This is a genomic window from Phycicoccus sp. Soil803 (assembly GCF_001429685.1).
GTDB lineage: Bacteria > Actinomycetota > Actinomycetes > Actinomycetales > Dermatophilaceae > Pedococcus.
On the sequence record NZ_LMST01000001.1, the window covers coordinates 1,994,413 to 2,020,948 of the forward strand.

22 protein-coding genes and 3 rRNA genes are annotated in these 26,536 nt (G+C 68.4%); all 25 read left to right on the top strand.

The genetic code is table 11. The features are described 5' to 3' along the window. The first annotated feature begins 2 nt into the window (after positions 1-2). The 25 genes from ASG95_RS09170 to ASG95_RS09290 all read left to right on the top strand — a co-directional run bounded on the left by ASG95_RS09170 (position 3) and on the right by ASG95_RS09290 (position 26,509). Positions 3-716, top strand: coding sequence for an SDR family NAD(P)-dependent oxidoreductase (locus tag ASG95_RS09170; protein ID WP_235543660.1), 714 nt, complete (start codon positions 3-5; stop codon positions 714-716). A gap of 77 nt (positions 717-793) precedes the next feature. Next, entirely contained in the window at positions 794-1,579 is a 786-nt protein-coding gene (locus tag ASG95_RS09175; RefSeq protein ID WP_057377263.1) for a trans-aconitate 2-methyltransferase, read from the top strand. Positions 1,580-1,645: 66 nt separating this feature from the next. Then, on the top strand, positions 1,646-2,716 hold the full coding sequence (gene argC, locus ASG95_RS09180; RefSeq protein WP_056923778.1) for an N-acetyl-gamma-glutamyl-phosphate reductase: 1,071 nt from the start codon (positions 1,646-1,648) through the stop codon (positions 2,714-2,716). Next, positions 2,713-3,123: an ACT domain-containing protein gene (locus tag ASG95_RS09185; protein ID WP_157581876.1), complete on the top strand. Its 411-nt coding sequence runs from the start codon at positions 2,713-2,715 to the stop codon at positions 3,121-3,123. Before argC ends, ASG95_RS09185 begins: the two co-directional genes overlap by 4 nt. After that, positions 3,120-4,271, top strand: coding sequence for a bifunctional glutamate N-acetyltransferase/amino-acid acetyltransferase ArgJ (gene argJ / locus ASG95_RS09190; RefSeq protein ID WP_056923382.1), 1,152 nt, complete (start codon positions 3,120-3,122; stop codon positions 4,269-4,271). Before ASG95_RS09185 ends, argJ begins: the two co-directional genes overlap by 4 nt. Beyond that, positions 4,268-5,257, top strand: a complete 990-nt coding sequence (argB, locus tag ASG95_RS09195; protein WP_082592452.1) for an acetylglutamate kinase — start codon at positions 4,268-4,270, stop codon at positions 5,255-5,257. Before argJ ends, argB begins: the two co-directional genes overlap by 4 nt. Further along, positions 5,257-6,522 carry an acetylornithine transaminase gene (locus ASG95_RS09200; protein ID WP_056923381.1) on the top strand — a complete coding sequence of 422 codons (1,266 nt, stop codon included), beginning with the start codon at positions 5,257-5,259 and terminating at the stop codon, positions 6,520-6,522. The genes argB and ASG95_RS09200 overlap by 1 nt, the downstream gene beginning before the upstream one ends. Next, positions 6,519-7,454: an ornithine carbamoyltransferase gene (argF, locus tag ASG95_RS09205; RefSeq protein WP_057377264.1), complete on the top strand. Its 936-nt coding sequence runs from the start codon at positions 6,519-6,521 to the stop codon at positions 7,452-7,454. The genes ASG95_RS09200 and argF overlap by 4 nt, the downstream gene beginning before the upstream one ends. 4 nt (positions 7,455-7,458) lie before the next feature. Further along, complete coding sequence (locus tag ASG95_RS09210) at positions 7,459-7,971, top strand: arginine repressor (RefSeq protein ID WP_056923379.1); 513 nt, start codon at positions 7,459-7,461, stop codon at positions 7,969-7,971. After that, a complete protein-coding gene (argH, locus tag ASG95_RS09215; protein WP_235543662.1) occupies positions 7,968-9,419 on the top strand; it encodes an argininosuccinate lyase in 1,452 nt (483 codons plus the stop codon). Before ASG95_RS09210 ends, argH begins: the two co-directional genes overlap by 4 nt. Positions 9,420-9,523: 104 nt before the next feature. Continuing rightward, positions 9,524-9,814 (top strand): hypothetical protein, encoded by a 291-nt coding sequence (locus ASG95_RS09220; RefSeq protein WP_056923377.1) that lies wholly within the window; start codon positions 9,524-9,526, stop codon positions 9,812-9,814. Position 9,815: 1 nt separating this feature from the next. Beyond that, positions 9,816-10,631: a hypothetical protein gene (locus ASG95_RS09225; protein ID WP_157581879.1), complete on the top strand. Its 816-nt coding sequence runs from the start codon at positions 9,816-9,818 to the stop codon at positions 10,629-10,631. Positions 10,632-10,697: 66 nt separating this feature from the next. Then, positions 10,698-12,629 carry a fumarate reductase/succinate dehydrogenase flavoprotein subunit gene (locus tag ASG95_RS09230; RefSeq protein ID WP_056923375.1) on the top strand — a complete coding sequence of 644 codons (1,932 nt, stop codon included), beginning with the start codon at positions 10,698-10,700 and terminating at the stop codon, positions 12,627-12,629. After that, entirely contained in the window at positions 12,626-13,378 is a 753-nt protein-coding gene (locus ASG95_RS09235; RefSeq protein ID WP_056923374.1) for a succinate dehydrogenase/fumarate reductase iron-sulfur subunit, read from the top strand. Before ASG95_RS09230 ends, ASG95_RS09235 begins: the two co-directional genes overlap by 4 nt. After that, entirely contained in the window at positions 13,342-14,001 is a 660-nt protein-coding gene (locus ASG95_RS09240; protein ID WP_057377265.1) for a DNA-3-methyladenine glycosylase, read from the top strand. The genes ASG95_RS09235 and ASG95_RS09240 overlap by 37 nt, the downstream gene beginning before the upstream one ends. Positions 14,002-14,063: 62 nt before the next feature. Next, positions 14,064-15,326: a tyrosine--tRNA ligase gene (gene tyrS, locus ASG95_RS09245; protein WP_057378829.1), complete on the top strand. Its 1,263-nt coding sequence runs from the start codon at positions 14,064-14,066 to the stop codon at positions 15,324-15,326. Between the two features lie 705 nt (positions 15,327-16,031). Beyond that, a 16S ribosomal RNA gene (locus ASG95_RS09250) occupies positions 16,032-17,557 on the top strand. Positions 17,558-17,920: 363 nt separating this feature from the next. Next, a 23S ribosomal RNA gene (locus ASG95_RS09255) occupies positions 17,921-21,034 on the top strand. 71 nt (positions 21,035-21,105) lie between these two features. Then, positions 21,106-21,222, top strand: a 5S ribosomal RNA gene (gene rrf / locus ASG95_RS09260). Together the 16S, 23S and 5S rRNA genes form the textbook arrangement of a ribosomal RNA operon. 224 nt (positions 21,223-21,446) lie before the next feature. Then, a complete protein-coding gene (locus ASG95_RS21785) occupies positions 21,447-22,484 on the top strand; it encodes a lipopolysaccharide assembly protein LapB (RefSeq protein WP_235543664.1) in 1,038 nt (345 codons plus the stop codon). Next, positions 22,474-23,499, top strand: a complete 1,026-nt coding sequence (locus ASG95_RS09270) for an HAD-IIA family hydrolase (protein WP_057378830.1) — start codon at positions 22,474-22,476, stop codon at positions 23,497-23,499. The genes ASG95_RS21785 and ASG95_RS09270 overlap by 11 nt, the downstream gene beginning before the upstream one ends. 49 nt (positions 23,500-23,548) lie before the next feature. After that, complete coding sequence (locus tag ASG95_RS21790) at positions 23,549-24,277, top strand: hypothetical protein (RefSeq protein WP_200961895.1); 729 nt, start codon at positions 23,549-23,551, stop codon at positions 24,275-24,277. Next, on the top strand, positions 24,274-24,615 hold the full coding sequence (locus ASG95_RS09280) for a hypothetical protein (protein ID WP_057377266.1): 342 nt from the start codon (positions 24,274-24,276) through the stop codon (positions 24,613-24,615). The genes ASG95_RS21790 and ASG95_RS09280 overlap by 4 nt, the downstream gene beginning before the upstream one ends. Beyond that, a complete protein-coding gene (locus ASG95_RS09285) occupies positions 24,612-25,493 on the top strand; it encodes a TlyA family RNA methyltransferase (protein ID WP_235543666.1) in 882 nt (293 codons plus the stop codon). Before ASG95_RS09280 ends, ASG95_RS09285 begins: the two co-directional genes overlap by 4 nt. 38 nt (positions 25,494-25,531) lie before the next feature. After that, positions 25,532-26,509, top strand: a complete 978-nt coding sequence (locus ASG95_RS09290; protein WP_056923370.1) for an NAD kinase — start codon at positions 25,532-25,534, stop codon at positions 26,507-26,509. The last annotated feature ends 27 nt before the right edge of the window (positions 26,510-26,536 follow it).

Below are 26,536 nucleotides of genomic sequence, written 5' to 3' on the forward strand. Positions count from 1 at the left end.
TCGTGACGGGTGCCTCCAGGGGCATCGGTCACCACCTCGCCGCGGCCCTCGAGGACGCCGGGTATGCCGTCGAGCGGGGTTCGCGCGCCGTCGCCCCCGTCACCGACCCGGTGGCGGTCGAGCGCTGGGTGGGGGAGATCATCGGTCGCCACGGTCGGGTCGACCTGTTGGTCAACAACGCCGGGGTGATCGACCGCGAGGTCGGGCTGCTGGACAGCGACCCCGAGCAGTGGTGGGAGACGATCGAGGTCAACCTCCGCGGTCCTTACCTCATGACGCGCGCCGTGCTGCCGCACATGGTGGCTGCCGGTGCGGGGCGGATCGTCAACATCAACTCCGGCGCGGCCTACCGCAACTACGACATCGCGACGGCCTACAACGTGGGCAAGGGGGCACTGGCCAGGCTGACCGCCGCCACGGGCCTCAACGCCGACCGCGGGGTCCGCGCCTTCGACCTCGCACCGGGGGTGGTGCGCACCGACATGACCCAGGCGATGGACGCGTACCGCGACCGCACCGAGTGGACCGAGCCCGCCGTGGTGACCGACCTGCTGCTGGCCATCGCCCGCGGCGAGCTCGACGACTGGAACGGCCGGATGGTCCGGGCCGGGATCGACACCCCGGAGTCCTTGAAGGCGCGAGCGGCCCAGGGCCTGGCCGAGTCCGACCGGACGCTCGGCCTCCTGCGCTGGGGCGACGACGACCCGCTGACCTGATCCCGCCGTGCTCGGTTGGCGTTGGGCCTCCCGGAAGGTCTCCTCGCCACTAGGGTGGCGGCGGACGAGGAGGCGCCGTGAACACCATCGAGCACCGCGTGGAGACCGCTGGCGAGCAGCCGGACTACTCGGGGCGTGAGTTCACGCCCGAGGAGATCGAGGCAGGTGCGCACAGGGCCTTCATCGGCGGCATCTGGGGCACCCACGGCGAGCGCCAGCTGACCTACCTGCGCAGCCAGGGCCTGCTGCCGCAGCACCGCCTGGTCGACATCGGCTGCGGCCCGTTCCGCGCAGGCCGGCACTTCATCGACTACCTCGACCCCGGCCACTACTACGCCGTCGAGGCGAACCACAGCCTGATCCAGGCCGGCTACGACGTGGAGCTCAGTGCCGACCAGCGCGCCCGGCTGCCGGTGGCCAACCTGCGCGCCAACGACCGGTTCGACGTCGACTTCGGGGTGCGGTTCGACTACGCCATCGCCCAGTCGGTGTTCACCCACGTGTCCCTCAACCACATCCGGCTGTGCCTGCACCGCCTCGCGCCGGCGATGCGCGAGGGCGGCTCCTTCTATGCCACCTTCTTCATGCGCCCGGCGTCGACCCCCATCGACCTGGTCATCCCCTCCAAGAAGGGCAAGCCGTTCTTCAACGAGAAGAACGTCTTCTGGCACTACTCGGACGACCTCGCGTGGGCCGCGAGGTTCGGGCCGTGGGAGTACCACTACCTCGGCGACTGGGGCCACCCGGCCGGACAGAAGATGGCGCGGTTCGTCCGGACGGGGGACCGGGTCGTCACGGCCTCGGGCAGCCCGACCTTCGTGCGGCGGGGCCGGCGCTGGCTGGCGCGACGCATCGAGCCCTAGCCCGCCGTGGTGGGCTGACCGCACCGCAGCGTGCATGACTCTGCACGATCGTGTATGTTTATGCACATGGTCAAGGCAGCAGTCGCTGGAGCGAGCGGGTACGCCGGAGGGGAGCTCCTGCGGCTCCTGCTCGGCCACCCCGACGTCGAGATCGGGGCGTTGACGGCGGGGTCGAGCGCGGGGCGCCGCCTCGGTGACCTGCACCCGCACCTCACCCCGCTCGCGGAGCGCGTGGTCGAGGACACCACCCTCGAGGTCCTCGCCGGTCACGACGTCGTCTTCCTCGCGCTCCCGCACGGACACTCCGCCGCGCTGGCCGCCCAGCTGCCCGACTCGGTGACCGTCATCGACTGCGGCGCCGACTTCCGGCTCCGGGACGAGCAGGCGTGGACCACCTTCTACGACACCCCGTATGCCGGTGCCTGGGCCTACGGTCTGCCCGAGCTGCCCGTGGGTGGTGGCCGCCAGCGCGAGGCGCTGCTGGGGACCCGGAGGGTCGCCGTGCCCGGGTGCTACCCGACCGCCGTCTCGCTCGCCCTCGCGCCCGGCTTCGCCGCCGGTCTGCTGGACCCGCACGACGTCGTGGTCGTGGCGGCGTCCGGGACCTCGGGCGCCGGGAAGTCACTGAAGCCGCACCTGCTCGGCGCCGAGGTGATGGGCGCGATGTCCCCCTACGGAGTAGGCGGCACGCACCGGCACACCCCCGAGATCGAGCAGAACCTCACCGCGGCCGCGGGTCCGGGCGGACCCGGCGTGCAGGTGTCGTTCACGCCGACCCTGGCGCCCATGCCGCGGGGCATCCTCGCGACCTGCACCGCCCGGCTGCGCGCGTCCTCGGAGGCCGGCGACGCACCGGTCGACGCACGCGGCATACGGGAGGCGTGGGAGAAGTCCTATGCCGACGAAGCCTTCGTCCACCTGCTCCCCGAGGGCCAGTGGCCGTCGACGGCGAGCGTGCTGGGCAGCAACAGCGTCCACGTCCAGGTCACCATCGACGAACGCGCTGGGCGCCTGGTCGCGGTGGCTGCGGTCGACAACCTCACCAAGGGAACGGCAGGTGCTGCGGTGCAGTGCATGAACCTCGCGCTCGGTCTGGCCGAGACGACCGGACTTCCGGTGGCAGGGGTGGCGCCATGAGCCTGCCACTGCACCTGATGCGGCACGCGGTCGAGGTCGGGTTCGCCCGCCTGCCCGCCGGTGAGGAGCCGTCCTGGGACTGGCGGACCGGGCCGCTCGCCTCGATCACGTACACCGACAGCGAGACCTCGATCGTGTGCGCCCACGAGTCGGTGCCGTCGGGCACCAAGGTGCAGGGTCCGCTGGTGGCCTTCGAGATCGCCGGACCCCTCGACTTCTCCACCGTCGGGGTGCTCTCGGGCCTGCTCGAGCCACTGGCCAAGCAGGGCATCAGCATCCTCGCCCTGTCGACCTACGACACCGACTGGATCCTCATCGAGGCCGACCGCGCCGATGAGGCCATGACGATCTGGAAGCGCGACGGCAACACCGCCGCGCCGGCCCGACTCGGTGGGGCGACCCCATGAGCGTGACCACGCCCCGCGGCTTCCGCGCCTCCGGGGTCACCGCAGGCATCAAGGCCAGCGGCACCCCCGACCTCGCCCTGGTGGTCAACGACGGACCCGACCACCACGCCGCCGCCGTCTTCACCAGCAACCGGGTCGAGGCGGCGCCCGTCACCTGGTCGCGGCAGTCGTCGCTCGACGGACGGGTCGACGCCGTCGTCCTCAACTCGGGTGGGGCCAACGCGTGCACCGGCGCGCAGGGTTTCGCCGACACCCACGCGACGGCGGAGAAGGTCGCCGAGGTCCTCGGACTCTCCTCCCACGACGTGGTGGTCTGCTCGACCGGGCTGATCGGCGAGCTGCTCCCGATGGACAAGGTGCTCGCCGGTGTGGAGTCCGCGGCCACCGCGCTCTCCACGGAGGGTGGGCCCGACGCGGCCATCGCGATCAAGACGACCGACACCGTCCACAAGGTCGCCGTCGCCGAGCGCGCCGGCTGGTCGGTCGGGGGCATGGCCAAGGGCGCGGGCATGCTCGCGCCCGCGCTGGCCACGATGCTCGTGGTCGTCACCACGGATGCGGTGGTGACCGCCGACCAGCTCGGCGACAGCCTGCGCTCCGCCACGGCGACGACCTTCGACCGGATCGACTCCGACGGCTGCCAGTCCACCAACGACACGGTGGTCCTGCTGGCGTCCGGCGCCTCGGGGGTGCCGGTCGATGCCGACCAGCTGACCGACGCCGTCACGGAGGTCTGCGCGAGCCTGGCCCGCCAGCTCATCGCCGACGCGGAGGGCGCCCACCACGACATCGCGATCGAGGTGCGCACCGCCGCCTCGGAGGCCGACGCCCTCGAGGTCGCCCGGTCGATCGCGCGCAACAACCTGTTCAAGTGCGCGGTCTTCGGCAACGACCCCAACTGGGGCCGGGTGCTGGCCGCGGTCGGCACGACCGGCGCCGAGTTCGACCCGCACGCCCTCGATGTCTCCATCAACGGAGTCGAGGTCTGCCGGGCCGGGGGAGTCGGCGCGGACCGGAGCCTGGTCGACCTGACCGCGCGCGAGGTGCACGTCGTCGTCGACCTGCACGCCGGCGGCGAGGCAGCGACGATCTGGACCAACGACCTCACCCACGACTACGTCCACGAGAACTCGGCCTACTCCTCATGAGCACTCCAGCCACCCCGTCCGGCGCCATCGACACCACCACCCCCGCCGCACCCGCGCGACGGTCGACCAACACCGTCCGCGGGCACATCGGCGCGGCGGCGCTGCGGGTCGCCCAGGGCAAGGCCCAGACCCTCGTCGAGGCGCTGCCGTGGCTTGAGCAGTTCCGTGGCGCGCTCGTCGTGGTCAAGTACGGCGGCAACGCCATGGTCGACGACGGCCTCAAGGCCGCCTTCGCCCAGGACGTCGCCTTCCTCCGGTATGCCGGCCTGCGCCCCGTCGTCGTGCACGGTGGCGGGCCGCAGATCGCCACCATGCTCGACCGGCTCGGGCTGCACAGCGAGTTCCGTGGTGGCCTGCGGGTGACCACCCCCGAGGTGATGGACGTGGTCCGGATGGTGCTGACCGGCCAGGTGGGCCGCGAGCTCGTCGGCCTGCTCAACCAGCACGGACCCGTCGCCGTGGGGTTGTCGGGGGAGGACGCCGCGCTCTTCGGGGCCCGTCGTCGCGGCACCCACGTCGACGGCGAGGAGGTCGACCTCGGCCTGGTCGGTGACGTCGAGACGGTCAACCCCGGAGCCGTCCAGGACATCCTCGACGCCGGGCGGATCCCCGTCGTGTCGACGGTGGCCCCCGACCTCGACGTGGACGGCCAGGTCCTCAACATCAACGCCGACACCGCTGCCGCGGCGCTCGCGGTGGCCCTCAAGGCGCACAAGCTAGTCATGCTGACCGATGTCGAGGGGGTCTACGCCGACTGGCCGGACCGGGACTCGCTGCTGTCGTCGCTGACGGTCTCGGGCGCCCAGGAGCTGCTGCAGCGGGTCGACGCCGGCATGATCCCCAAGCTCGAGGCGTGCATCCGGGCGGTCCGGGGCGGGGTGCCGCAGGCCCACGTCATCGACGGCCGACAGCCCCACTCGCTGCTCCTGGAGGTCTTCACGTCCGAGGGGATCGGCACCATGATCGTCGCGGACGAGGAGTCCTGATGGGAGCGCGCAACGACGAGCTGCTCGAGCGCTACCAGCGTTCGGTGATGGGGGTCTTCGGATTGCCACCTCTCGTGCTGTCGCACGGCAGCGGGTGCCACGTCTGGGACGTCGACGGCAACCGCTACCTCGACCTGGTCGGCGGCATCGCGGTGAACGCGCTCGGCCACGGCCACCCGGCCCTGGTCGCCGCGATCAGCAAGCAGGCCGGTGAGGCGATCCACGTCTCGAACCTGTTCACCTCCGAGGGCCAGATCGCGCTGGCCGAGCGGCTGGTGGCGCTGGCCGGGGCCCCCGAGGGCTCGGCGGTGTTCTTCGCCAACTCCGGCGCCGAGGCCATCGAGGCCGCCATCAAGCTGAGTCGTCGCACCGGCCGCAGCGGGATCGTCGCGGCCGAGGGCGCCTTCCACGGCCGCACCACCGGAGCCCTCGCGCTGACCCACAAGCTCGCCTACCGCGAGCCCTTCGAGCCCCTCATCCCCGGCGTCACCCACGTCCCGTTCGGCGACGAGGCCGCCCTGCGCGCCGCCGTCACCTCCGACACGGCCGCGGTGGTCCTCGAACCCGTGCAAGGTGAGGCCGGCGTGCTCAGCCCGGGCACGGCATACCTGCGGCTCGCCCGTGAGCTCACGCACCAGCACGGTGCCCTGCTCGTCCTCGACGAGATCCAGACCGGCATCGGCCGCACCGGCAGCTGGTTCGCCTTCCAGCAGGCCGGGGTGCTGCCCGACGCCATCACGCTCGCCAAGGGGCTCGGCGGGGGAGTGCCGATCGGCGCGCTGGTCGCCTTCGGCCCCGAGGTCGCCGGCCTGCTCACCGCGGGCCAGCACGGCAGCACGTTCGGCGGCAACCCGCTCGCCGCCGCAGCGGGTCTCGCGGTGCTCGACACCATCGAGGAGCAGGGGCTGCTCGCCCACGCTGCCGAGGCCGGTCAGCACCTGGTCGACTCGGTGACCGCCCTGGGGCACCCGCTGGTGGCGGAGGTGAGGGGAGCCGGGCTGCTCCGCGCCATCGTCCTGACCCAGCCCGTCGCCGCCCAGGTCGCCGCGCTGGCCCGGGAAGCGGGCTTCATCGTCAACCCGGTGGCTCCCGACGCGCTCCGGCTCGCCCCGCCGCTGGTCGTCACCACCGACGAGCTCGACTCCTTCGTGCACGCCCTGCCCGCCCTGCTCGACGCCGCGTCGGCCGCCGCCGTTCCCGACGCCCCGACCCCGGCCACGACCTCCGCCACCCCCCACGAGCCAACCCCCGAGGACGCGTCATGACCCTGCGACACTTCCTGCGCGACGACGACCTGACGGCCGAGGAGCAGGCCCTGGTCCTGCGGCGTGCCGTCGAGCTCAAGGCTGCGCCCTTCTCGCGCCGCCCGCTCGAGGGCCCGCGCACCGTGGCCGTCGTGTTCGACAAGCCGACGCTGCGCACCCAGGTCTCCTTCGCGGGGGCCATCACCGGCCTGGGCGGCTACCCGCTGGTCGTCGACGGCAACCTCGCGCAGATCGGCACCCGCGAGTCGGTCGCTGACACCGCCCGCATCCTCGGCCCCCAGTCGGCCGCGGTCGTCTGGCGCACCTACGGGCAGGACCGGATCGAGGAGATGGCCGCCCACGGGGGAGTCCCGGTCGTGAACGCCCTGACCGACGACTTCCACCCCTGCCAGATCCTCGCCGACCTGCTCACGGTCCTCGAGCACAAGGGGACCCTGGCCGGTCTCACCCTCGGCTACGTCGGCGACGGCGCCAACAACATGGCGCACTCCTACCTGTTGGGGTGCGCACTGGCCGGGATGCACGTGCGCATCGGCACCCCCGCGGCCCACCAGCCGGCTCCGGCGATCCTCGCCAGGGCCGAGGAGCTCGCAGCGGCACAGGGCGGCTCGGTCCTCGTCACGGACGACCCGGTCGCCGCGGTCGAGGGGATCGACGTGGTGGTCACCGACACCTGGGTGTCGATGGGCATGGAGGGGGAGAAGGGCGACCGGCAGGGAGCGGAGAGCCCCTTCGTGCCGTTCGCCGTGACCCAGTCCCTCATGGCGAAGGCGTCCCCCGACGCGATCTTCCTGCACTGCCTGCCGGCCTACCGCGGCTACGAGGTCGAGGCCGAGGTGATCGACGGCCCCCAGTCGGTGGTGTGGGACGAGGCCGAGAACCGGCTGCACGCGCAGAAGGCGCTGCTCTCCTTCCTCCTCGAGGGGGCCTGAGCCGATGAGCCTCGCCGCCACCCGGACCGGTCGCCAGCAACGGATCGTCGCGATCCTCGGGCGCACCGAGGTGCGCTCGCAGAACGAGCTGCTCGACCTGCTCGCCGACGACGGCATCGACGTCACCCAGGCGACCCTGTCGAGGGACCTCCTCGAGATCGGTGCCGTCAAGGTCCGCTCGGGGCGCACCCTCGTGTATGCCGTGCCGGGAGAGGGCGGTGACCGCACCGCCCGCCCCGCGCCGGACGGCACGCAGCTCACCGCGCGGCTCCGCCGGGTCTGCGAGGAGCTGCTGGTCACCGCCGAGCCCTCGCACAACCTGGTCGTGCTGCGCACGCCACCGGGAGCGGCGAACTACCTGGCCTCGGCCATCGACCACGCCGCCCTGACCGGGGTGCTCGGCACCATCGCGGGCGACGACACCATCATGGTCATCACCACCGGCGCAGCCGCCAGCCGCAAGGTCGCCGGCGACCTGCTCGGCCGCGCCAGCACGACTACCGAGGAGAACGAGTGAGCCCCGCTGTGGAACCAGACCTGAGCCAGGCGAAGGTCAGCCTGTGGGGCGGACGCTTCGCGGGCGGGCCGGCGGACGCGCTCGCCGCCCTGAGCAAGTCGACCCACTTCGACTGGCGGCTCGCGCAGTACGACATCGCCGGGTCACGGGCCCACGCCCGGGTGCTCCACGCGGCCGGGTTGCTCGACGACGCGAACCTCGCCGCGATGCTGGCCGGCCTGGCGACCCTCGCCGAGGACGTCGCCTCCGGGGCGTTCCGGCCCGGTGACGACGACGAGGACGTGCACACCGCGCTGGAGCGCGGCCTGATCGAGCGGGCCGGGTCCGACGTCGGTGGACGGCTGCGGGCCGGCCGCTCACGGAACGACCAGATCGCCACGCTCTTCCGCATGTACCTGCGGGACCACGCCCGCTCGGTCGCAGGGCTCGTGCTCGACGTGGTCGACTCCCTGGTCGACCAGGCCACCCGGCACGCCGACGTGCCGATGCCCGGCCGCACCCACCTCCAGCACGCCCAGCCGGTGCTGCTGGCCCACCACCTGCTCGCCCACGCCTGGCCGCTCCTGCGCGATGTCCAGCGGCTGCAGGACTGGGACGTCCGGGCGGCGGTCTCTCCCTACGGGTCGGGCGCCCTCGCGGGCTCGTCGCTCGGGCTCGACCCCGAGGCGGTGGCCGCCGACCTGGGGTTCACCACGTCGGTCGAGAACTCCATCGACGGCACGGCGTCCCGGGACTTCGTGGCCGAGTTCGCCTTCATCGCGGCCATGACGGCGATCGACATCTCCCGGCTCGCCGAGGAGGTGGTCCTCTGGGCGACCAAGGAGTTCTCGTTCGTCACGCTCGACGACGCCTACTCGACCGGGTCGAGCATCATGCCGCAGAAGAAGAACCCCGACGTCGCCGAGCTCGCGCGGGGCAAGGCGGGCCGCCTGGTCGGCGACCTCACCGGTCTCCTCACGACCCTCAAGGCCCTGCCGCTGGCCTACAACCGCGACCTCCAGGAGGACAAGGAGCCGGTCTTCGACGCCGTCGACACCCTCGAGGTCCTGCTGCCGGCGTTCAGCGGCATGGTGGCCACGATGGTCTTCGACACCGAGCGGCTGGCCTCGCTCGCCCCCCAGGGCTTCTCGCTGGCGACCGACATCGCCGAGTGGCTGGTCCGCGAAGGAGTGCCGTTCCGCGTGGCCCACGAGGTCGCCGGCGCCTGCGTGCGGGCGTGCGAGGAGCGGGGGATCGAGCTGTGGGACCTCAACGACGCCGACCTCGCCGGCATCTCCGAGCACCTCACGCCCGGGGTCCGCGACGTCCTCAGCGTCGAGGGCTCGCTGGCGTCCCGCAACGCCCGGGGCGGCACCGCCCCGGATCGCGTCGCGGAGCAGCGCGACCGCGTGGCCGCGGCGGTCTCCGAGGCCCGCGCCTGGGCGGGTGCACCGATCCGGGTGCGCTGACGGCATACCCGTCCGTCCGCTTCCGAGAAATCTCGGGAAGCACGCGATAGGTTCGTGATGCGGGTCACTGACGACCCGCATCCGCCTTGCGAAGGGACGGTGTCATGGGCGTCAGCGACGACCTCACAGCGGCTGCAGGTCACGTGGCCGGGCTGCGACGGGCGGTGACCGCGCTCTCGAAGGAGCTCGGCAACACCATCGACGTGCAACGACTGCGCGACGATGTCGTGCGGCTCGCGGACGACGTCGACCTCGTGGCGCGGGGAGCCGGGGTCGGCTCCCAGGACCGGGCCGGTGCGCCGGGCGAGATCGTCTTCATCACCGACGAGGAGTACGACCCCTCGCTGTGGTCCGATGCCGAGGACGAGGGCGTCGGCCCCTCCCGGGGCCACTGAGGTGTCGAACGTCCCCTTCAGCGGAGGCGTCCATGCCCCCGGTCGGGCCCGCATCGCCGCGCGCACCCTCCGCGAGGACCGCTGGTGGCTCCAGCCCTTCGTCACGTTCGTCTGCTTCTCGGCCTGGCTGCTCTACGGCCTCGTGCGCGCCAGCCTGCAGCGGGACTACTTCGTGGCCGACTACGGCTACCTCACGCCGTTCTACTCCCCGTGCCTGTCGACCTCCTGCGTGCCGGGCTCGACGCACTTCGGCACGCCGTTCGGCGAGTGGCCGGCACTCATCCCGTTCGCGGCGCTGACGCTGCCGTTCCTGCTGCTGTTCCGGCTCACCTGCTATTACTACCGCAAGGCCTACTACCGCTCGTTCTGGAACTCGCCGCCGGCCTGCGCGGTGCCCGAGGCGCACCGGGAGTACTCCGGTGAGACCCGCTTCCCGCTCATCATGCAGAACCTGCACCGCTACTTCTTCTACGCCGCCGTGGTCATCAGCCTGATCAACACCTACGACGTGCTGCACGCGTTCCGCGGCAGGGACGGTGGTTTCGGGCTCGGCCTCGGCACGCTCATCCTGCTGGCCAACGTCGTGCTGCTCTGGTGCTACACGCTCGGCTGCCACTCCTGCCGCAACATCGTCGGTGGTCGCCTCAACCACTTCAGCAAGCACCCGCTGCGCTACAAGGCGTGGGGCCTGGTGGGCAAGCTCAACGCCCGCCACATGCTGTTCGCGTGGGTGACCCTCGGCAGCCTCGTGGTGACCGACGCCTACATCGCCCTCGTCTCGGCGGGCACGATCGGCGACTTCCGCATCATCAACTAGCCCACCAGCCCACCAGCCCAGCCCACGTGACCGGCCCACGGGCCACGGCAGACCCAAGGAGTGCGAGTGACCGACCTCGAGAGGCACGACTACGACGTCATCGTCATCGGGGCGGGTGGTGCCGGGCTGCGTGCCGCGATCGAGGCGAGGGAGCAGGGTCTGCGGACGGCGATCATCTGCAAGAGCCTCTTCGGCAAGGCCCACACCGTGATGGCCGAGGGTGGCATCGCCGCGTCGATGGGCAACGCCAACGAGAAGGACAACTGGCAGACCCACTTCCGCGACACCATGCGCGGGGGCAAGTTCCTCAACAACCCGCGGATGGCCGAGCTGCACGCCAAGGAAGCGCCGATGCGGGTGTGGGAGCTCGAGACCTACGGCGCGCTCTTCGACCGCACACCCGACGGCCGCATCAGCCAGCGCAACTTCGGTGGCCACGAGTACCCCAGGCTCGCCCACGTCGGTGACCGCACCGGCCTGGAGCTGATCCGCACCCTCCAGCAGAAGATCGTGAGCCTGCAGCAGGAGGACCACCGCGAGACGGGCGACTACGAGAGCCGGCTCAGGGTGTTCGCCGAGCTGACCGTCACCGACATCCTCAAGGCCGACGGCGCCGTGGCCGGGGCGTTCGGCTACTGGCGTGAGTCGGGCCGGTTCGTGCTCTTCTCCGCACCGGCCGTCATCCTGGCCACCGGTGGCATCGGCAAGTCGTTCAAGGTCACCAGCAACTCCTGGGAGTACACCGGCGACGGCCACGCCCTGGCGCTGCGCGCGGGCGCTTCCCTCGTCAACATGGAGTTCATCCAGTTCCACCCCACCGGCATGGTGTGGCCACCGTCGGTGAAGGGCATCCTCGTCACCGAGTCGGTGCGCGGCGACGGGGGTGTGCTGCGCAACTCCGAGGGCAAGCGCTTCATGTTCGACTACGTCCCCGACGTCTTCCGTGGCCAGTACGCAGACACCGAGGAGGAGGCGGACCGCTGGTACAAGGACCCCGAGAACAACAAGCGACCCCCTGAGCTCCTGCCGCGGGACGAGGTCGCCCGCGCCATCAACAACGAGGTCAAGGAGGGGCGCAGCTCACCGCACGGTGGCGTCTTCCTCGACGTCTCGACGCGGCTCCCGGCCGAGGAGATCAGACGTCGGCTGCCGTCGATGCACCACCAGTTCAAGGAGCTGGCCGACGTCGACATCACGGCGGAGCCGATGGAGGTCGGTCCCACCTGCCACTACGTGATGGGTGGCGTCGAGGTCGACGCCGACACCGCGGCCACCTCCGTGCCGGGCCTGTATGCGGCGGGTGAGGTCGCGGGCGGCATGCACGGCTCCAACCGGCTCGGCGGCAACAGCCTCTCGGACCTGCTGGTCTTCGGCCGTCGCGCCGGCGTCGGTGCCTCGGAATACATTGCGGCGCTTGGTGACTCACGACCGGCGATCCAGGACGCAGACGTCGACCGGGCGGCGGAGGTTGCCCTGGCGCCGTTCCGCGACGCCTCGGAGAACCCCTACTCGCTCCACCAGGAGCTCCAGCAGAAGATGAACGACCTGGTCGGGATCATCCGCCGCGAGGGCGAGGTCCGCGAGGCGCTCGACATGCTCGACGACCTCGACGAACGCGCGAAATCCGTTGGGGTGGAAGGACATCGGCAGTTCAACCCCGGCTGGCACCTGGCCCTCGACCTGCGCAACATGCTCGCCGTGTGCCGCTGCGTCGCGTTGGCTGCCCTCGAGCGCACCGAGTCGCGCGGTGGGCACACCCGAGAGGACTTCCCGGGCATGGACCCGGAGTGGCGGGGAGTCAACCTGATCTGCACGCTCGACGGGTCCGACGCCGTCCAGCTCAGGCGCCAGCCGGTCCCCGAGATCCGGCAGGACCTGCTCGAGCTCTTCGAGCGGACCGAGCTGTCCAAGTACCTCACCGCACCAGAGCTGGCCCGCCTCGACGCGGGTGGCTCCTCGACCCAGCAGGGCAGCGCCGACGGGAGTGACCGCTCATGAGCTACGACGCCAGGTTCAAGGTGTGGCGCGGCGACGCCGCCGGAGGAGTCCTGCAGGACTACACCGTGGAGGTCAACGAGGGTGAGGTCGTCCTCGACATCATCCACCGGTTGCAGGCGACCCAGGCGCCCGACCTCGCGGTGCGCTGGAACTGCAAGGCCGGCAAGTGCGGCTCGTGCAGTGCCGAGATCAACGGCAAGCCACGGCTGCTCTGCATGACGCGGATGAGCACCTTCACCGAGGAGCAGGTCATCACGGTGACGCCGCTGCGCACCTTCCCCGTGATGCGCGACCTGGTGACGGACGTGTCCTTCAACTACCAGAAGGCGCGCGAGGTGCAGGCGTTCAGCCCGCCGGCCGACCTCCAGCCGGGTGACTACCGCATGCAGCAGGTCGACGTGGAGCGCAGCCAGGAGTTCCGCAAGTGCATCGAGTGCTTCCTCTGCCAGGACGTCTGCCACGTCGTCCGTGACCACGAGGACAACAAGACCAGCTTCGCCGGGCCCCGCTTCCTCATGCGGGTCGCCGAGCTCGACATGCACCCACTCGACACCGCGGACCGCCGCCAGGCGGCCAAGGAGGAGCACGGGCTGGGCTACTGCAACATCACCAAGTGCTGCACCGAGGTCTGCCCCGAGCACATCAAGATCACCGACAACGCGCTGATCCCCCTGAAGGAACGCGTCGTCGACCGTCACTACGATCCCGTCGTGTGGCTGGGCAACAAGATCCGTCGCCGCTCGAGCTAGGCCACCGGCTCGAGCGCGACTTCTTCTCGGAGGACGTCCTCGACGTCGCCCCGGCACTGCTCGGGGCGACCATCTCGCACGCGGGCGTCACGCTCCGGCTCACCGAGGTCGAGGCGTATGCCGGCACGGCCGACCCGGGGTCGCACGCCTTTCGCGGCCCGACGCCGCGCACCGAGGTGATGTTCGGCGCGGCAGGCCGCCTCTACGTCTACTTCACCTACGGCATGCACTGGTGCGCCAACCTCGTGTGCGGCCCTGAGGGTGAGGCCAGCGCCGTGCTCCTGCGCGCAGGGGAGGTCGTCGCGGGGGAGGACGTCGCCGCCGCCCGTCGGACCGGGGTGGTGCGGCGCGACTGGGCGCGGGGACCGGCCCGGCTCGCGACCACCCTCGGACTGCGCGGTGAGCAGACCGGCCTCGACGCCTGCGCACGGGGCGGACCGGTCGCGCTGCACGCGGCCCCGCACGCCATCCCGGCCCGGGCCATCCGCACCGGCCCGCGCGTGGGGGTGTCGGGAGCCGGCGGCGAGGCGGCGGCATACCCGTGGCGGTTCTGGCTGGACGGCGAGCCGACGGTGTCGGTGTACCGACCGGCAAAACCCCGTGCACGCAGGCACCCGGCATGAGGCAGGCTGTGGACGTGCCGCGACAGCGCGGCACGTCGTGCGACGCGAAGGAGCGACCCACCGTGAGCAACATCCTCGACGAGCTGAAGTGGCGAGGACTGGTGGCCCAGACCACCGACGAGTCCGCGCTGCGCGACGCCCTCGCCGACGGGCCGATCACGGCGTACTGCGGCTTCGACCCCACCGCTCCGTCCCTGCACTTCGGCAACCTCGTGCAGCTGGTGGTGCTGCGCCACCTGCAGCGAGCCGGCCACCGGGTGATCTGCCTGGTGGGTGGCTCGACCGGTCTCATCGGCGACCCACGACCGTCGTCGGAACGGGTCCTCAAGACCAAGGAACAGACCGCCGAGTGGGTCGCGAACATCGAGCGACAGGTGCGGCCGTTCCTGTCGGTGGAGGGCGACAACCCCGCGGTCTTCGTCAACAACCTCGACTGGACGGAGCCGCTGTCCGCCCTGGACTTCCTGCGCGACATCGGCAAGCACTTCCGCGTCAACCAGATGGTCAAGAAGGACGCGGTCGCCGCGCGGCTCAACTCGGAGGAGGGCATCTCCTACACCGAGTTCAGCTACCAGCTGCTGCAGGGGCTCGACTACCTCCAGCTGTTCCGCGACTACGGTTGCACGCTGCAGACGGGTGGGCAGGACCAGTGGGGCAACCTGACGGCCGGCTCGGACCTGATCCACCGGGTGGAAGGAAAGTCGGTCCACCTGCTCACCACACCGCTGCTCACCGACGCGGCCGGCAACAAGTTCGGCAAGAGCGAGGGCAACGCGATCTGGCTGTCGCCGGAGATGACCAGTCCCTACGCCTTCTACCAGTACTGGATCAACACCGAGGACGCGTCGGTGGTGACGCTGCTGAAGGTCTTCACCGACCGCACCGCCGACGAGATCGCGGCGCTGGAGCAGTCCCTGGCCGAGAAGCCCTTCCTGCGGGAGTGCCAGAAGGCCCTGGCGGCCGACGTCACCACGCTCGTGCACGGGCCGGCGGCCACCGCCGCGGTGCAGGCCGCCTCCGAGGCGCTCTTCGGCAAGGGTGACGTCACCGCCCTCGACGCAGGCACCTTGGGCGACGCCACGGCGGAGCTGCCCGGGGGAGAGGTCTCGGTGGGGATGTCTGTGACCGACGCCCTCGTGGCGGTGGGCCTGGTCGACTCGCGCAACGCCGCCCGTCGGGTGATCGGTGACGGCGGCGCCTCGCTCAACAACGCGAAGCTGACCGACCCCGAGCAGGCGCTCGAGGAGGCCGACTTCCTGCACGGACGGGTCGCGCTGCTGCGTCGGGGCCGCAAGTCGCTGGCCGCGGGCCGCCGCGCCAGCTGACCCCGCAGGTCGCTGACCTGCGGATTTGTGTTTTGCGGGGAGGCCCGTCTAATGTTCTCGACGTCAGCCCGACAGGGAGGAACGGACACCACCGCGGTGAACGAAAGTTCGCGCGAAGTAGGCCGGTCCCGGGGCAGACCCCACCGAAAAGCACCTGGGGAACCAGACGCTCCGGAGCGCCCGCAAGGGTGGTCAGAGGCGGGCCGAGAGGCTGCTACAGTGGGCGCTCCACAGAAAAGCATCCGGTTCGCCGGAGGGCATCTGAGCGGCCCGGAAGGGCTGCTGGACGCCGGCTAGCGAGTTCTGGAAACGCTGAGTTTTTGGAACACCGTCAGCCTGCTACAGTGGAACACCTCGCGGAGAGCCAAGCGCGCTCAATCCACCGCTTCCAGCAGGAAGCGCAAGGATTTGACGCCCAAGAGCGAAGCGAGTAACTTTGAAGGGTTGCCCCGAACGCCGGCCGGAAGGTCAGCGGATGGTGCGCGTCCGAACCTTGAGAACTCAACAGCGTGTCAAAAATCGATGCCAATTACCTCGTCTCGAGGTGGCAGCGAACCAGGCCAAAGGTCTGGGGATGCCGTCACGTCGAACGAAAATCCTTTGGTTGACAATGAATTTCTAGCAATAGCTAGTTGTTCTTGCTCAGTCAGTGAAACAACCCTTCTTGGGTAGCAGTTTCGTGGTCCTCGGATCACGAGCTAAACATCAATGGAGAGTTTGATCCTGGCTCAGGACGAACGCTGGCGGCGTGCTTAACACATGCAAGTCGAACGGTGAAGGTGGGAGCTTGCTCCTACCGGATCAGTGGCGAACGGGTGAGTAACACGTGAGTAACCTGCCCCAGACTCTGGAATAACCCCGGGAAACCGGAGCTAATACCGGATACGAGACGAAGCTGCATGGCTATCGTCTGGAAAGTTTTTCGGTCTGGGATGGACTCGCGGCCTATCAGCTTGTTGGTGAGGTAATGGCTCACCAAGGCGACGACGGGTAGCCGGCCTGAGAGGGCGACCGGCCACACTGGGACTGAGACACGGCCCAGACTCCTACGGGAGGCAGCAGTGGGGAATATTGCACAATGGGCGAAAGCCTGATGCAGCGACGCCGCGTGAGGGATGACGGCCTTCGGGTTGTAAACCTCTTTCAGCAGGGAAGAAGCGAAAGTGACGGTACCTGCAGAAGAAGCACCGGCTAACTACGTGCCAGCAGCCGCGGTAATACGTAGGGTGCGAGCGTTGTCCGGAATTATTGGGCGTAAAGAGCTTGTAGGCGGTTTGTCGCGTCTGCCGTGAAAATCCGAGGCTCAACCTCGGACTTGCGGTGGGTACGGGCAGACTAGAGTGTGGTAGGGGAGACTGGAATTCCTGGTGTAGCGGTGAAATGCGCAGATATCAGGAGGAACACCGATGGCGAAGGCAGGTCTCTGGGCCACTACTGACGCTGAGAAGCGAAAGCATGGGGAGCGAACAGGATTAGATACCCTGGTAGTCCATGCCGTAAACGTTGGGAACTAGGTGTGGGTCTCATTCCACGAGATCCGTGCCGCAGCTAACGCATTAAGTTCCCCGCCTGGGGAGTACGGCCGCAAGGCTAAAACTCAAAGGAATTGACGGGGGCCCGCACAAGCGGCGGAGCATGCGGATTAATTCGATGCAACGCGAAGAACCTTACCAAGGCTTGACATATGCGAGAACGCTGCAGAGATGCAGAACTCTTTGGACACTCGCATACAGGTGGTGCATGGTTGTCGTCAGCTCGTGTCGTGAGATGTTGGGTTAAGTCCCGCAACGAGCGCAACCCTCGTTCTATGTTGCCAGCACGTAATGGTGGGGACTCATAGGAGACTGCCGGGGTCAACTCGGAGGAAGGTGGGGATGACGTCAAATCATCATGCCCCTTATGTCTTGGGCTTCACGCATGCTACAATGGCCGGTACAAAGGGCTGCGAAACCGCGAGGTGGAGCGAATCCCAAAAAACCGGTCTCAGTTCGGATTGGGGTCTGCAACTCGACCCCATGAAGTCGGAGTCGCTAGTAATCGCAGATCAGCAACGCTGCGGTGAATACGTTCCCGGGCCTTGTACACACCGCCCGTCAAGTCACGAAAGTCGGTAACACCCGAAGCCGGTGGCCCAACTCTTTGAGGGGGAGCCGTCGAAGGTGGGACTGGCGATTGGGACTAAGTCGTAACAAGGTAGCCGTACCGGAAGGTGCGGCTGGATCACCTCCTTTCTAAGGAGCACTGGTCGCGAAAGCGATCCAGAGCCTGGTCTGTAGGCGTACGTCCTACACCAGGAGCTCAAGGGTGGAACATCGATTATTTGGCGCTGACACCGACTCGTGTCGCAAGTACAAGTCAGGTCCTCGGACCTGGCAGTGGAACGCAATCGAGAGGGTGCCGGCGCCTGACACGTTGTTGGGTCCTGAGGGCTTCGGGCGAAAGCTTGAACCTCAGGCCGGTAGATCGGCCAGGACCCTCCCCACGGATGAACCGCCGCACGGTGCTGTTGTACAGCGACCAGCGGTAGGCACCGACACCGGGGAGGGGCCGCCCGTACCTTGAGAACTACACAGTGGACGCGAGCATCTTTGTAAACTCAAGTTTATAAGGGCAAACGGTGGATGCCTTGGCACCAGGAACCGAAGAAGGACGTAGGAATCTGCGATAAGCCTCGGGGAGTCGATAACCAGACTGTGATCCGAGGATTTCCGAATGGGGAAACCCGGCTGGAGGCAAGTCCAGTCACTCCCGCCTGAACACATAGGGCGGGTAGAGGGAACGTGGGGAAGTGAAACATCTCAGTACCCACAGGAAGAGAAAGCAACCGCGATTCCGTGAGTAGTGGCGAGCGAAAGCGGAAGAGGCTAAACCGATCATGTGTGATAGCTGTCAGGCGTTGCATGGTCGGGGTCGTGGGACTTTTCGGTCAGGACTGACATCCTGACATGGAGTCAAAAATTCGCGTTATAGTCGAAGGGCATTGAAAGGCCCGGCACAGAGGGTGCGACCCCCGTAGACGAAATGACGCGAACTCCAGAGAAGTATCCCAAGTAGCACGGGGCCCGAGAAATCCCGTGTGAATCTGGCGGGACCACCCGCTAAGCCTAAATATTCCCTGGTGACCGATAGCGGACAAGTACCGTGAGGGAAAGGTGAAAAGTACCCCGGGAGGGGAGTGAAATAGATCCTGAAACCGTTTGCCTACAATCCGTTGGAGCCTCCTTGTGGGGTGACAGCGTGCCTTTTGAAGAATGAGCCTGCGAGTTAGTGCTCAGTGGCGAGGTTAACCCGTGTGGGGAAGCCGTAGCGAAAGCGAGTCCGAATAGGGCGATTTAGTCGCTGGGTCTAGACCCGAAGCGGAGTGATCTACCCATGGCCAGGTTGAAGCGACGGTAAGACGTCGTGGAGGACCGAACCCACTTAGGTTGAAAACTGAGGGGATGAGCTGTGGGTAGGGGTGAAAGGCCAATCAAACTCCGTGATAGCTGGTTCTCCCCGAAATGCATTTAGGTGCAGCGTCACGTGTTTCTTACCGGAGGTAGAGCTACTGGATAGCTAATGGGCCTCACCAGGTTACTGACGTTAGCCAAACTCCGAATGCCGGTAAGTGAGAGCGTGGCAGTGAGACTGCGGGGGATAAGCTCCGTAGTCGAGAGGGAAACAGCCCAGACCACCATCTAAGGTCCCTAAGCGTGTGCTAAGTGGGAAAGGATGTGGAGTTGCATTGACAACCAGGAGGTTGGCTTAGAAGCAGCCACCCTTTAAAGAGTGCGTAATAGCTCACTGGTCAAGTGATTCCGCGCCGACAATGTAGCGGGGCTCAAGCACACCACCGAAGCTGTGGCATTGACACTTTGCCCGGCCGTGACATCTGAGGATCCACGGTCCAAGCGTGTTGATGGGTAGGGGAGCGTCGTGTGGCCAGGGAAGCGGCGGAGTGATCCAGCCGTGGAGGCCACACGAGTGAGAATGCAGGCATGAGTAGCGAATGACGGGCGAGAAACCCGTCCGCCGAATAACCAAGGGTTCCAGGGTCAAGCTAATCTGCCCTGGGTAAGTCGGGACCTAAGGCGAGGCCGACAGGCGTAGTCGATGGACATCCGGTTGATATTCCGGAACCGGCGAAGAACCGCCCATGACGAACCTAGTGATGCTAAGCGCCTGAAGCTCGATGACGTCTTCGGACTGATTCGAGTGGAGCGCGCGACCCGATCTAGTACTAGTCAAGCAATGGAGAGACGCAGGAAGGTAGCCTCCGCGTGGCGATGGTAGTCCACGTCCAAGGGTGTAGGGAGTGAGGTAGGCAAATCCGCCTCACACATATCCTGAGACCTGATAGTGACCGCGTATGCGGGAAGAGGGTGATCCTATGCTGCCTAGAAAATCTTCTAGCGAGGTTCGAGCCGCCCGTACCCCAAACCGACTCAGGTGGTTAGGTAGAGAATACCAAGGCGATCGAGTGAATCATGGTTAAGGAATTCGGCAAAATACCCCCGTAACTTCGGGAGAAGGGGGGCCCTGATCGTGACGGCACTTGCTGCCCGAGCGTGATCGGCCGCAGAGACCAGGGAGAAGCGACTGTTTACTAAAAACACAGGTCCGTGCGAAGTCGCAAGACGATGTATACGGACTGACGCCTGCCCGGTGCTGGAAGGTTAAGAGGACCGGTTAGTTCTTCGGAGCGAAGCTGAGAATTTAAGCCCCAGTAAACGGCGGTGGTAACTATAACCATCCTAAGGTAGCGAAATTCCTTGTCGGGTAAGTTCCGACCTGCACGAATGGCGTAACGACTTCTCCACTGTCTCAACCATGAACTCGGCGAAATTGCACTACGAGTAAAGATGCTCGTTACGCGCAGCAGGACGGAAAGACCCCGGGACCTTTACTACAGCTTGGTATTGGTGTTCGGTACGGCTTGTGTAGGATAGGTGGGAGACTTTGAAGCCGGCACGCCAGTGTCGGTGGAGTCAACGTTGAAATACCACTCTGGTCGTTCTGGATATCTAACCTCGGTCCGTGATCCGGATCAGGGACAGTGCCTGGTGGGTAGTTTAACTGGGGCGGTTGCCTCCTAAAAGGTAACGGAGGCGCCCAAAGGTTCCCTCAGCCTGGTTGGCAATCAGGTTTTGAGTGTAAGTGCACAAGGGAGCTTGACTGTGAGAGAGGCATCTCGAGCAGGGACGAAAGTCGGGACTAGTGATCCGGCGGTGGCTTGTGGAAGCGCCGTCGCTCAACGGATAAAAGGTACCCCGGGGATAACAGGCTGATCTTGCCCAAGAGTCCATATCGACGGCATGGTTTGGCACCTCGATGTCGGCTCGTCGCATCCTGGGGCTGGAGTAGGTCCCAAGGGTTGGGCTGTTCGCCCATTAAAGCGGTACGCGAGCTGGGTTTAGAACGTCGTGAGACAGTTCGGTCCCTATCCGCTGTGCGCGTAGGAAACTTGAGAAGGGCTATCCCTAGTACGAGAGGACCGGGATGGACGAACCTCTGGTGTGTCAGTTGTTCTGCCAAGAGCACGGCTGATTAGCTACGTTCGGAAACGATAACCGCTGAAAGCATCTAAGCGGGAAGCGTGCTTCAAGATGAGGTTTCCATGGACTTCGGTCCGAGAGGCTCCCAGCTAGACTACTGGGTTGATAGGCCAGACGTGGAAGTGCGGTAACGCATGTAGCTGACTGGTACTAATAAGCCGATAACTTGACTAACAAAGATGTTACGCGTCCACTGTGTGGTTCCCGAGATACGGTCGGGAAATCGATTGAAATCTCCATAGAGTTTCGGCTGTCATAGCGAAGGGGAAACGCCCGGCTCCATTCCGAACCCGGAAGCTAAGCCCTTCAGCGCCGATGGTACTGCACTGGTGACGGTGTGGGAGAGTAGGACGCAGCCGGACATACTTTCAAAAGGGCCATCCCACTCGGGATGGCCCTTTTGCATTGTCTTTTGCCAGGCATTGTCTTTTGCCAGGCATTGTCTTTTGCCAGGCACTGTCGAAATGAAAGTGTCGGAAAGACAGTGCCGCGGTCGTGCCGTGGTGCCGGCCGGCGCGGACCACGGTGTCCCGGCACAGCCACAGTCCGTAGACTGCACACGATTACTGCACAGCGAGGAGCAAACGTGCCCGAGAACCAGCCAGGCCGAGGTGGCCAGAACCGTCGACCCGCATCGGGTGGTGGTCGTCCTCCCGGTGCAGGTGGTGGGCGCTCCTCCGGTCCCCGTCGAGACGGTGGCGCGAGCGGCCGCGGTGACGGCCCGTCGCGTGGCGGTCGCGGTGGCTCGGGTGGTAGACCGGAGCGCGGTGGCGCCGGCCGCGGCGACCGGCGCGACGGCGCAGCCGGCGGCGGCGCCGACGGCAGGACGACCGGTCCGCGGCTGGCGCCCAAGAAGCCCAAGCTCCCCGAGCCGCGGATCGCCGACGGCGTGACCGGCAAGGAGCTGGACCGCTCGGTCCACCAGCAGCTGCGCACCCTGAGCAAGGAGAACGCCGAGGGGGTGGCCCAGCACCTGGTCATGGTCGCGGCGCTGCTCGAGGTCGACGACCTGGAGAGCGCCGAGGCGCACGCCGAGACGGCGGTCCGTCGGGCCGGTCGGGTGCCCGCAGCCCGCGAGGCCCTCGGTCTGGTCGCCTACCGCAAGGGCGAGTGGGCCCGGGCGCTCAGCGAGTTCCGCACCGCGCGCCGGCTGAGCGGTTCCTCGCACCTGCTGGCGCTGATGGTCGACTGCGAGCGTGGCCTGGGCCGTCAGGAGCGAGCCCTCGAGCTCGCGATGTCGCCCGAGGCCAAGACGCTGGCCGTCGAGGACCGCGTCGAGCTGGCCATCGTCATCTCCGGCATCCGTCGTGACCTCGGGCAGCTCGAGGCCTCCCAGCAGGCCTTGCAGATCCCGCAGCTCAAGGGTTCGGCCCGCAAGCCGTGGTCGGCCCGGTTGTCCTACGCCTACGCCGAGGCCCTGCTGGCGCTCGGGCACGACGACGACGCGCGCGACTGGTTCGCGCGCGCCGCGGACGCCGACGACGAGCTGGAGACCGACGCCGCGGAGCGACTGGCCGAGCTCGACGGGGTGATCCTCACCGACCTGCTCGACGGCGAGGAGGACGACGACGAGGGCGACGTCGCCCCGGCCCAGGGCGCCGCGCCCGGTGGCGATGCCCGCTAGCGGGCCACACCTGGTCGACCGGTATGCCGCGGTCGTGTGTGACCTCGATGGCGTGGTCTACCGGGGTCCGGACGCGGTGGACCATGCCGTCTCGGCCCTGGCCGCCCTGACCGTCCCGATCGTCTACGCCACCAACAACGCCTCGCGACCGCCGGACGAGGTCGCTGGACACCTCACCGACCTCGGGTTGCACGTGCGGGCGCGCGATGTCGCGACCAGCTCGCAGGCCGGCGCGGCGGTCCTGCGCGACCTCGTGCCGGCGGGCTCGAAGATCCTCGCGATCGGGGGGATCGGGGTGCGGGAAGCGTTGCAGCACCAAGGGTTCGACGTCGCCACCCCCGAGCAGACGCGCGAGGCGCTCGACCACGTCGTGGCCGGCGTGCTCCAGGGGTATGGCGCGGCCGTCACCGCCGCTGACCTGTCCGAAGCGGCGTATGCCGTGGCGGCCGGCGCCGTCTGGGTCGCCACGAACACCGACGCGACCCTGCCGACCCACCGGGGCACCGCTCCGGGCAACGGCACCCTGGTGGCCGCGGTCCAGCGGGCCACCGGGCAGGAGCCGAGAGTCGTCGGGAAGCCGTACGCCCCCCTCTACGAGCTGTGTGCCGCCCGGCTTGAGGAAGCCCCGGCCCGGGTGCTGGCCGTGGGAGACCGGCTCGACACCGACATCGCCGGGGCGGTGGCAGCAGGCATGGACTCGGCGCTCGTGCTGACCGGCATCGACTCGGTGACCACGCTGGTGTCCGCGCCGGCAGCGATGCGACCCACCTACCTGCTCGAGGACCTGCGGTCGCTGTCCGCCGCATACGTCCCCGCCGAGACCGACTACTCCTGGTGGGTCTGCGGGCAGGACCGGCGGCGCGTCGTCGACGGATCCTGGGAGGTGGCGTCGAAGGGGACCGCCATCGAGGCCGCCCGCGCTGGCGTGGCGTGCCTCCACGAGGCCCTGGACCTCGGCGACCTGGACGACGACGCGGTGCAGCGGCTCGTTCCCGAGATCGACGCATGGCAGTAGCGTGAGGGGCGCGAGCGACCCCCCGCCGCTTCATCGAGGAGGACCTACCGTGGCTTTCGAATCCGTGCGCAGCTACATCCAGCTCGCCAGCGGTCTGGGCGAGATGACCAAGGCCAAGGCGATGGACGCAGCGCAGGGCCTGCTGGCCCTCCCCGGCGCGGACGAGGTGACCCGGCGGGCGGTGCAGGCCTCGACGCTCGCCGACCAGCTCCTCGAAGCCGCCCGGGCCAACCGGGCCAACCTGCTGACCCTCATCCAGAGCGAGGTCGAGTCGGCACTCAAGAAGGCTGACGTCGCCCGCGCCGCGGACGTCGATGCGGCCCGCACCGCCCTGACCACGGTCACCAAGGAGATCGCCGAGCTGCGAGCCCTCCTGCTGGCGACCGGCGCCTCCGCCGTGGCCGGCGCGTCCCGCAGCTCGATCGGCCGGGCGGTCGGCGGCTCCGGAGCGATCTCCACCAGGGTGCGGCCTTCCGCCCCCGCAGCCGCACCGGCGGCACCAGCCACGAAGGCAGCCCCTGCGAAGAAGGCGGCGGCGAACAAGGCGGCGGCGAAGAAGGCGGCGGCGAACAAGGCGGCGGCGAAGAAGGCGGCGGCGAAGAAGGCCGCGCCGGCGAAGAAGGTTGCACCGGCGAAGAAGGTTGCACCGGCGAAGAAGGCTGCACCCGCGAAGAAGACAGCGGCGAAGAAGGCCGCGCCGGCGAAGAAGGCTGCAGCCACGAGGGCGGCCAAGAAGACCACCGCCACGAAGACCACGGCGAAGAAGGCAGCGCAGTGAGCGACGAAGACCCGACCAACGACCCCACCGTGGACGACCCCACCGTGGACGACCCCACCGTGGACGACGACGCCGTGGATGAGCAGGGCGTGGACGAGCAGGCCGCCCCGTCGTCGGGTGCTGCCGTCGCCCACGCCTCCCGGCACGACAACCCCACCGACCGGGCCGAGTCGCTCGGCACCGGTCTGGGTGACCAGGCGACCGGCGACATCGTCATCGATTCGGCCCTGCAGGACCTGCAGGACGCTCCCACCGACGACCTCGATGCGCAGATCGACGCAGGTCAGCGCGTGCAGCAGACCCTCCAGGCCCGGCTGTCCGACCTCGGCGGCGAGTGAGCGACTCGACGCCGCGCGACTCCATACCGCGCGACTCGACGCCGCACGACTCGACGCCGCGCGACTCGACGCCGCGCGACCCGGTCCGGCTCGATCTCGAGCTCGTCCGGCGCGGCCTGGCCCGGTCGCGGGGCCACGCTCGCGCGCTGGTCGACGCCGGTGACGTCACCGTCGACGGCAAGCCGGCCTCGAAGCCCTCGCTCCCCGTCACCCCCGGGCAGGTCATCGAGGTGCGCGAGGAGGGGCCGCGCTGGGTGAGCCGCGCGGCATACAAGCTGCTGGGGGCGCTGGAGACGTTCGGGCCCCGGGGACTGGTGGTCACCGGCAGGCGCTGCCTCGACGTGGGCGCCTCGACCGGTGGGTTCACCCAGGTGCTGCTGCACCACGGGGCGTCCCACGTCATCGCCCTCGACGTCGGGCACGGTCAGCTCGTCCCCGCGCTGGCCGACGACCCGCGGGTCACCGACCGGTCGCGCACCACCGTCCGCGACCTGCGGGCCGGTGACCTCGGGGGAGCGGTGGACCTGCTCGTCGCGGACCTGAGCTTCATCTCTCTGACACTCGTGCTCGAGACCTTCCGAGGCCTGCTGACCGACGAGGGTGACGCCGTGGTGCTGGTCAAACCCCAGTTCGAGGTCGGCCGCACCCGACTGGGCAAGGGCGGCATCGTCCGGGCGCAGGGTGACCGCGCGTGGGCGGTCACTGAGGTCGCCCGTGCGGCGGTGGCCGCCGGCCTGCACCCCCAAGGCCTGGCCCGCAGCCCGATCGAGGGCGGCGAGGGCAACGCGGAGTACCTGCTCTGGCTGACCCCCCGCGACGCGCAGTCGATGGGATGGGAGGCTCTGGTGAGGGCCGCCGACGACGTGACCGAGCCATGACTGACCTCGAAGGGACACCAGACCGTGGGGAGAACACCATGAGTTCAGGGAGCACCGACCCGGGCAGCAGCACGCCGGGTCGCAGGATCCTGCTCGTGGCGCACCCGCGCCGCCAGGAGGCGCAGGACCTGGCGACCGCCGTGGTCGAGCGCCTGCACGCCGCAGGCATCGAGGTGGTCGTCCAGCGGGACGAGGCCACCGCCGTCAACCTGGCCGAGCACCCGGGCGTCACGCTGGTCGACGACGGGGACGCTGCGGCGGAGGGCTGTGAGCTGGTCTGCGTGCTCGGCGGTGACGGGACCATCCTGCGCGGCGCCGAGGTGTCGCGGGGGACCGGCGCCCCGCTGCTGGGCGTGAACCTGGGCCACGTGGGCTTCCTCGCCGAGGCCGAGCGCGAGGACATCGACGCCACCGTCGAGCACATCGTCGCCAAGACCTACTCGGTCGAGGAGCGGATGACCCTCGAGGTCACGGCGCACGTCAACGGCGACCCGGTCTACACGAGCTGGGCCCTCAACGAGGTCACCGTCGAGAAGGCCAACCGCGAACGCATGCTCGAGGTCGTGGCGGAGATCGACGGCCGACCGCTGACCACCTGGGGTTGCGACGGCGTCGTGGTCGCCACCCCGACCGGGTCGACCGCCTACGCCTTCTCGGCCGGTGGCCCGGTCGTCTGGCCGGACGTCGAGGCCCTCCTGCTGGTGCCGATCAGTGCGCACGCCCTGTTCGCCCGACCGCTCGTGCTCGGCCCCAGCTCGCACCTCGCCCTCGAAGTGGTGCCCGACACCTTGGGCACCGGCGCCCTCTGGTGCGACGGTCGCCGCGCGGTGGACCTGCCCCCGGGCGCACGGATCGAGGTCGTGCGCTCCCAGACGCCGGTGCGGCTGGCCCGGCTCAGCACCTCACCGTTCACCGACCGGCTGGTGGCCAAGTTCGACCTGTCCATCCACGGGTGGCGCGGTGAGGCCCGTCGCGAGGACGCGGCCCGCGTCGCAGAGGTCCCGCCGCCAGCCTGACCGCCAGCCGCACTGCCGGCCGCACCG

What these genes read in the sequence shown, in the direction of transcription:
- argB (WP_082592452.1), top strand. Translation starts at nt 4,268, where the DNA reads ATGAGCACTCCAGCCACCCCGTCCGGCGCCATCGACACCACCACCCCC.
- ASG95_RS09200 (WP_056923381.1), top strand. Translation starts at nt 5,257, where the DNA reads ATGGGAGCGCGCAACGACGAGCTGCTCGAGCGCTACCAGCGTTCGGTG.
- argJ (WP_056923382.1), top strand. Translation starts at nt 3,120, where the DNA reads ATGAGCGTGACCACGCCCCGCGGCTTCCGCGCCTCCGGGGTCACCGCA.
- argF (WP_057377264.1), top strand. Translation starts at nt 6,519, where the DNA reads ATGACCCTGCGACACTTCCTGCGCGACGACGACCTGACGGCCGAGGAG.
- ASG95_RS09210 (WP_056923379.1), top strand. Translation starts at nt 7,459, where the DNA reads ATGAGCCTCGCCGCCACCCGGACCGGTCGCCAGCAACGGATCGTCGCG.
- ASG95_RS09270 (WP_057378830.1), top strand. Translation starts at nt 22,474, where the DNA reads ATGCCCGCTAGCGGGCCACACCTGGTCGACCGGTATGCCGCGGTCGTG.
- ASG95_RS09235 (WP_056923374.1), top strand. Translation starts at nt 12,626, where the DNA reads ATGAGCTACGACGCCAGGTTCAAGGTGTGGCGCGGCGACGCCGCCGGA.
- ASG95_RS09185 (WP_157581876.1), top strand. Translation starts at nt 2,713, where the DNA reads ATGAGCCTGCCACTGCACCTGATGCGGCACGCGGTCGAGGTCGGGTTC.
- ASG95_RS09220 (WP_056923377.1), top strand. Translation starts at nt 9,524, where the DNA reads ATGGGCGTCAGCGACGACCTCACAGCGGCTGCAGGTCACGTGGCCGGG.
- ASG95_RS09290 (WP_056923370.1), top strand. Translation starts at nt 25,532, where the DNA reads ATGAGTTCAGGGAGCACCGACCCGGGCAGCAGCACGCCGGGTCGCAGG.
- argC (WP_056923778.1), top strand. Translation starts at nt 1,646, where the DNA reads ATGGTCAAGGCAGCAGTCGCTGGAGCGAGCGGGTACGCCGGAGGGGAG.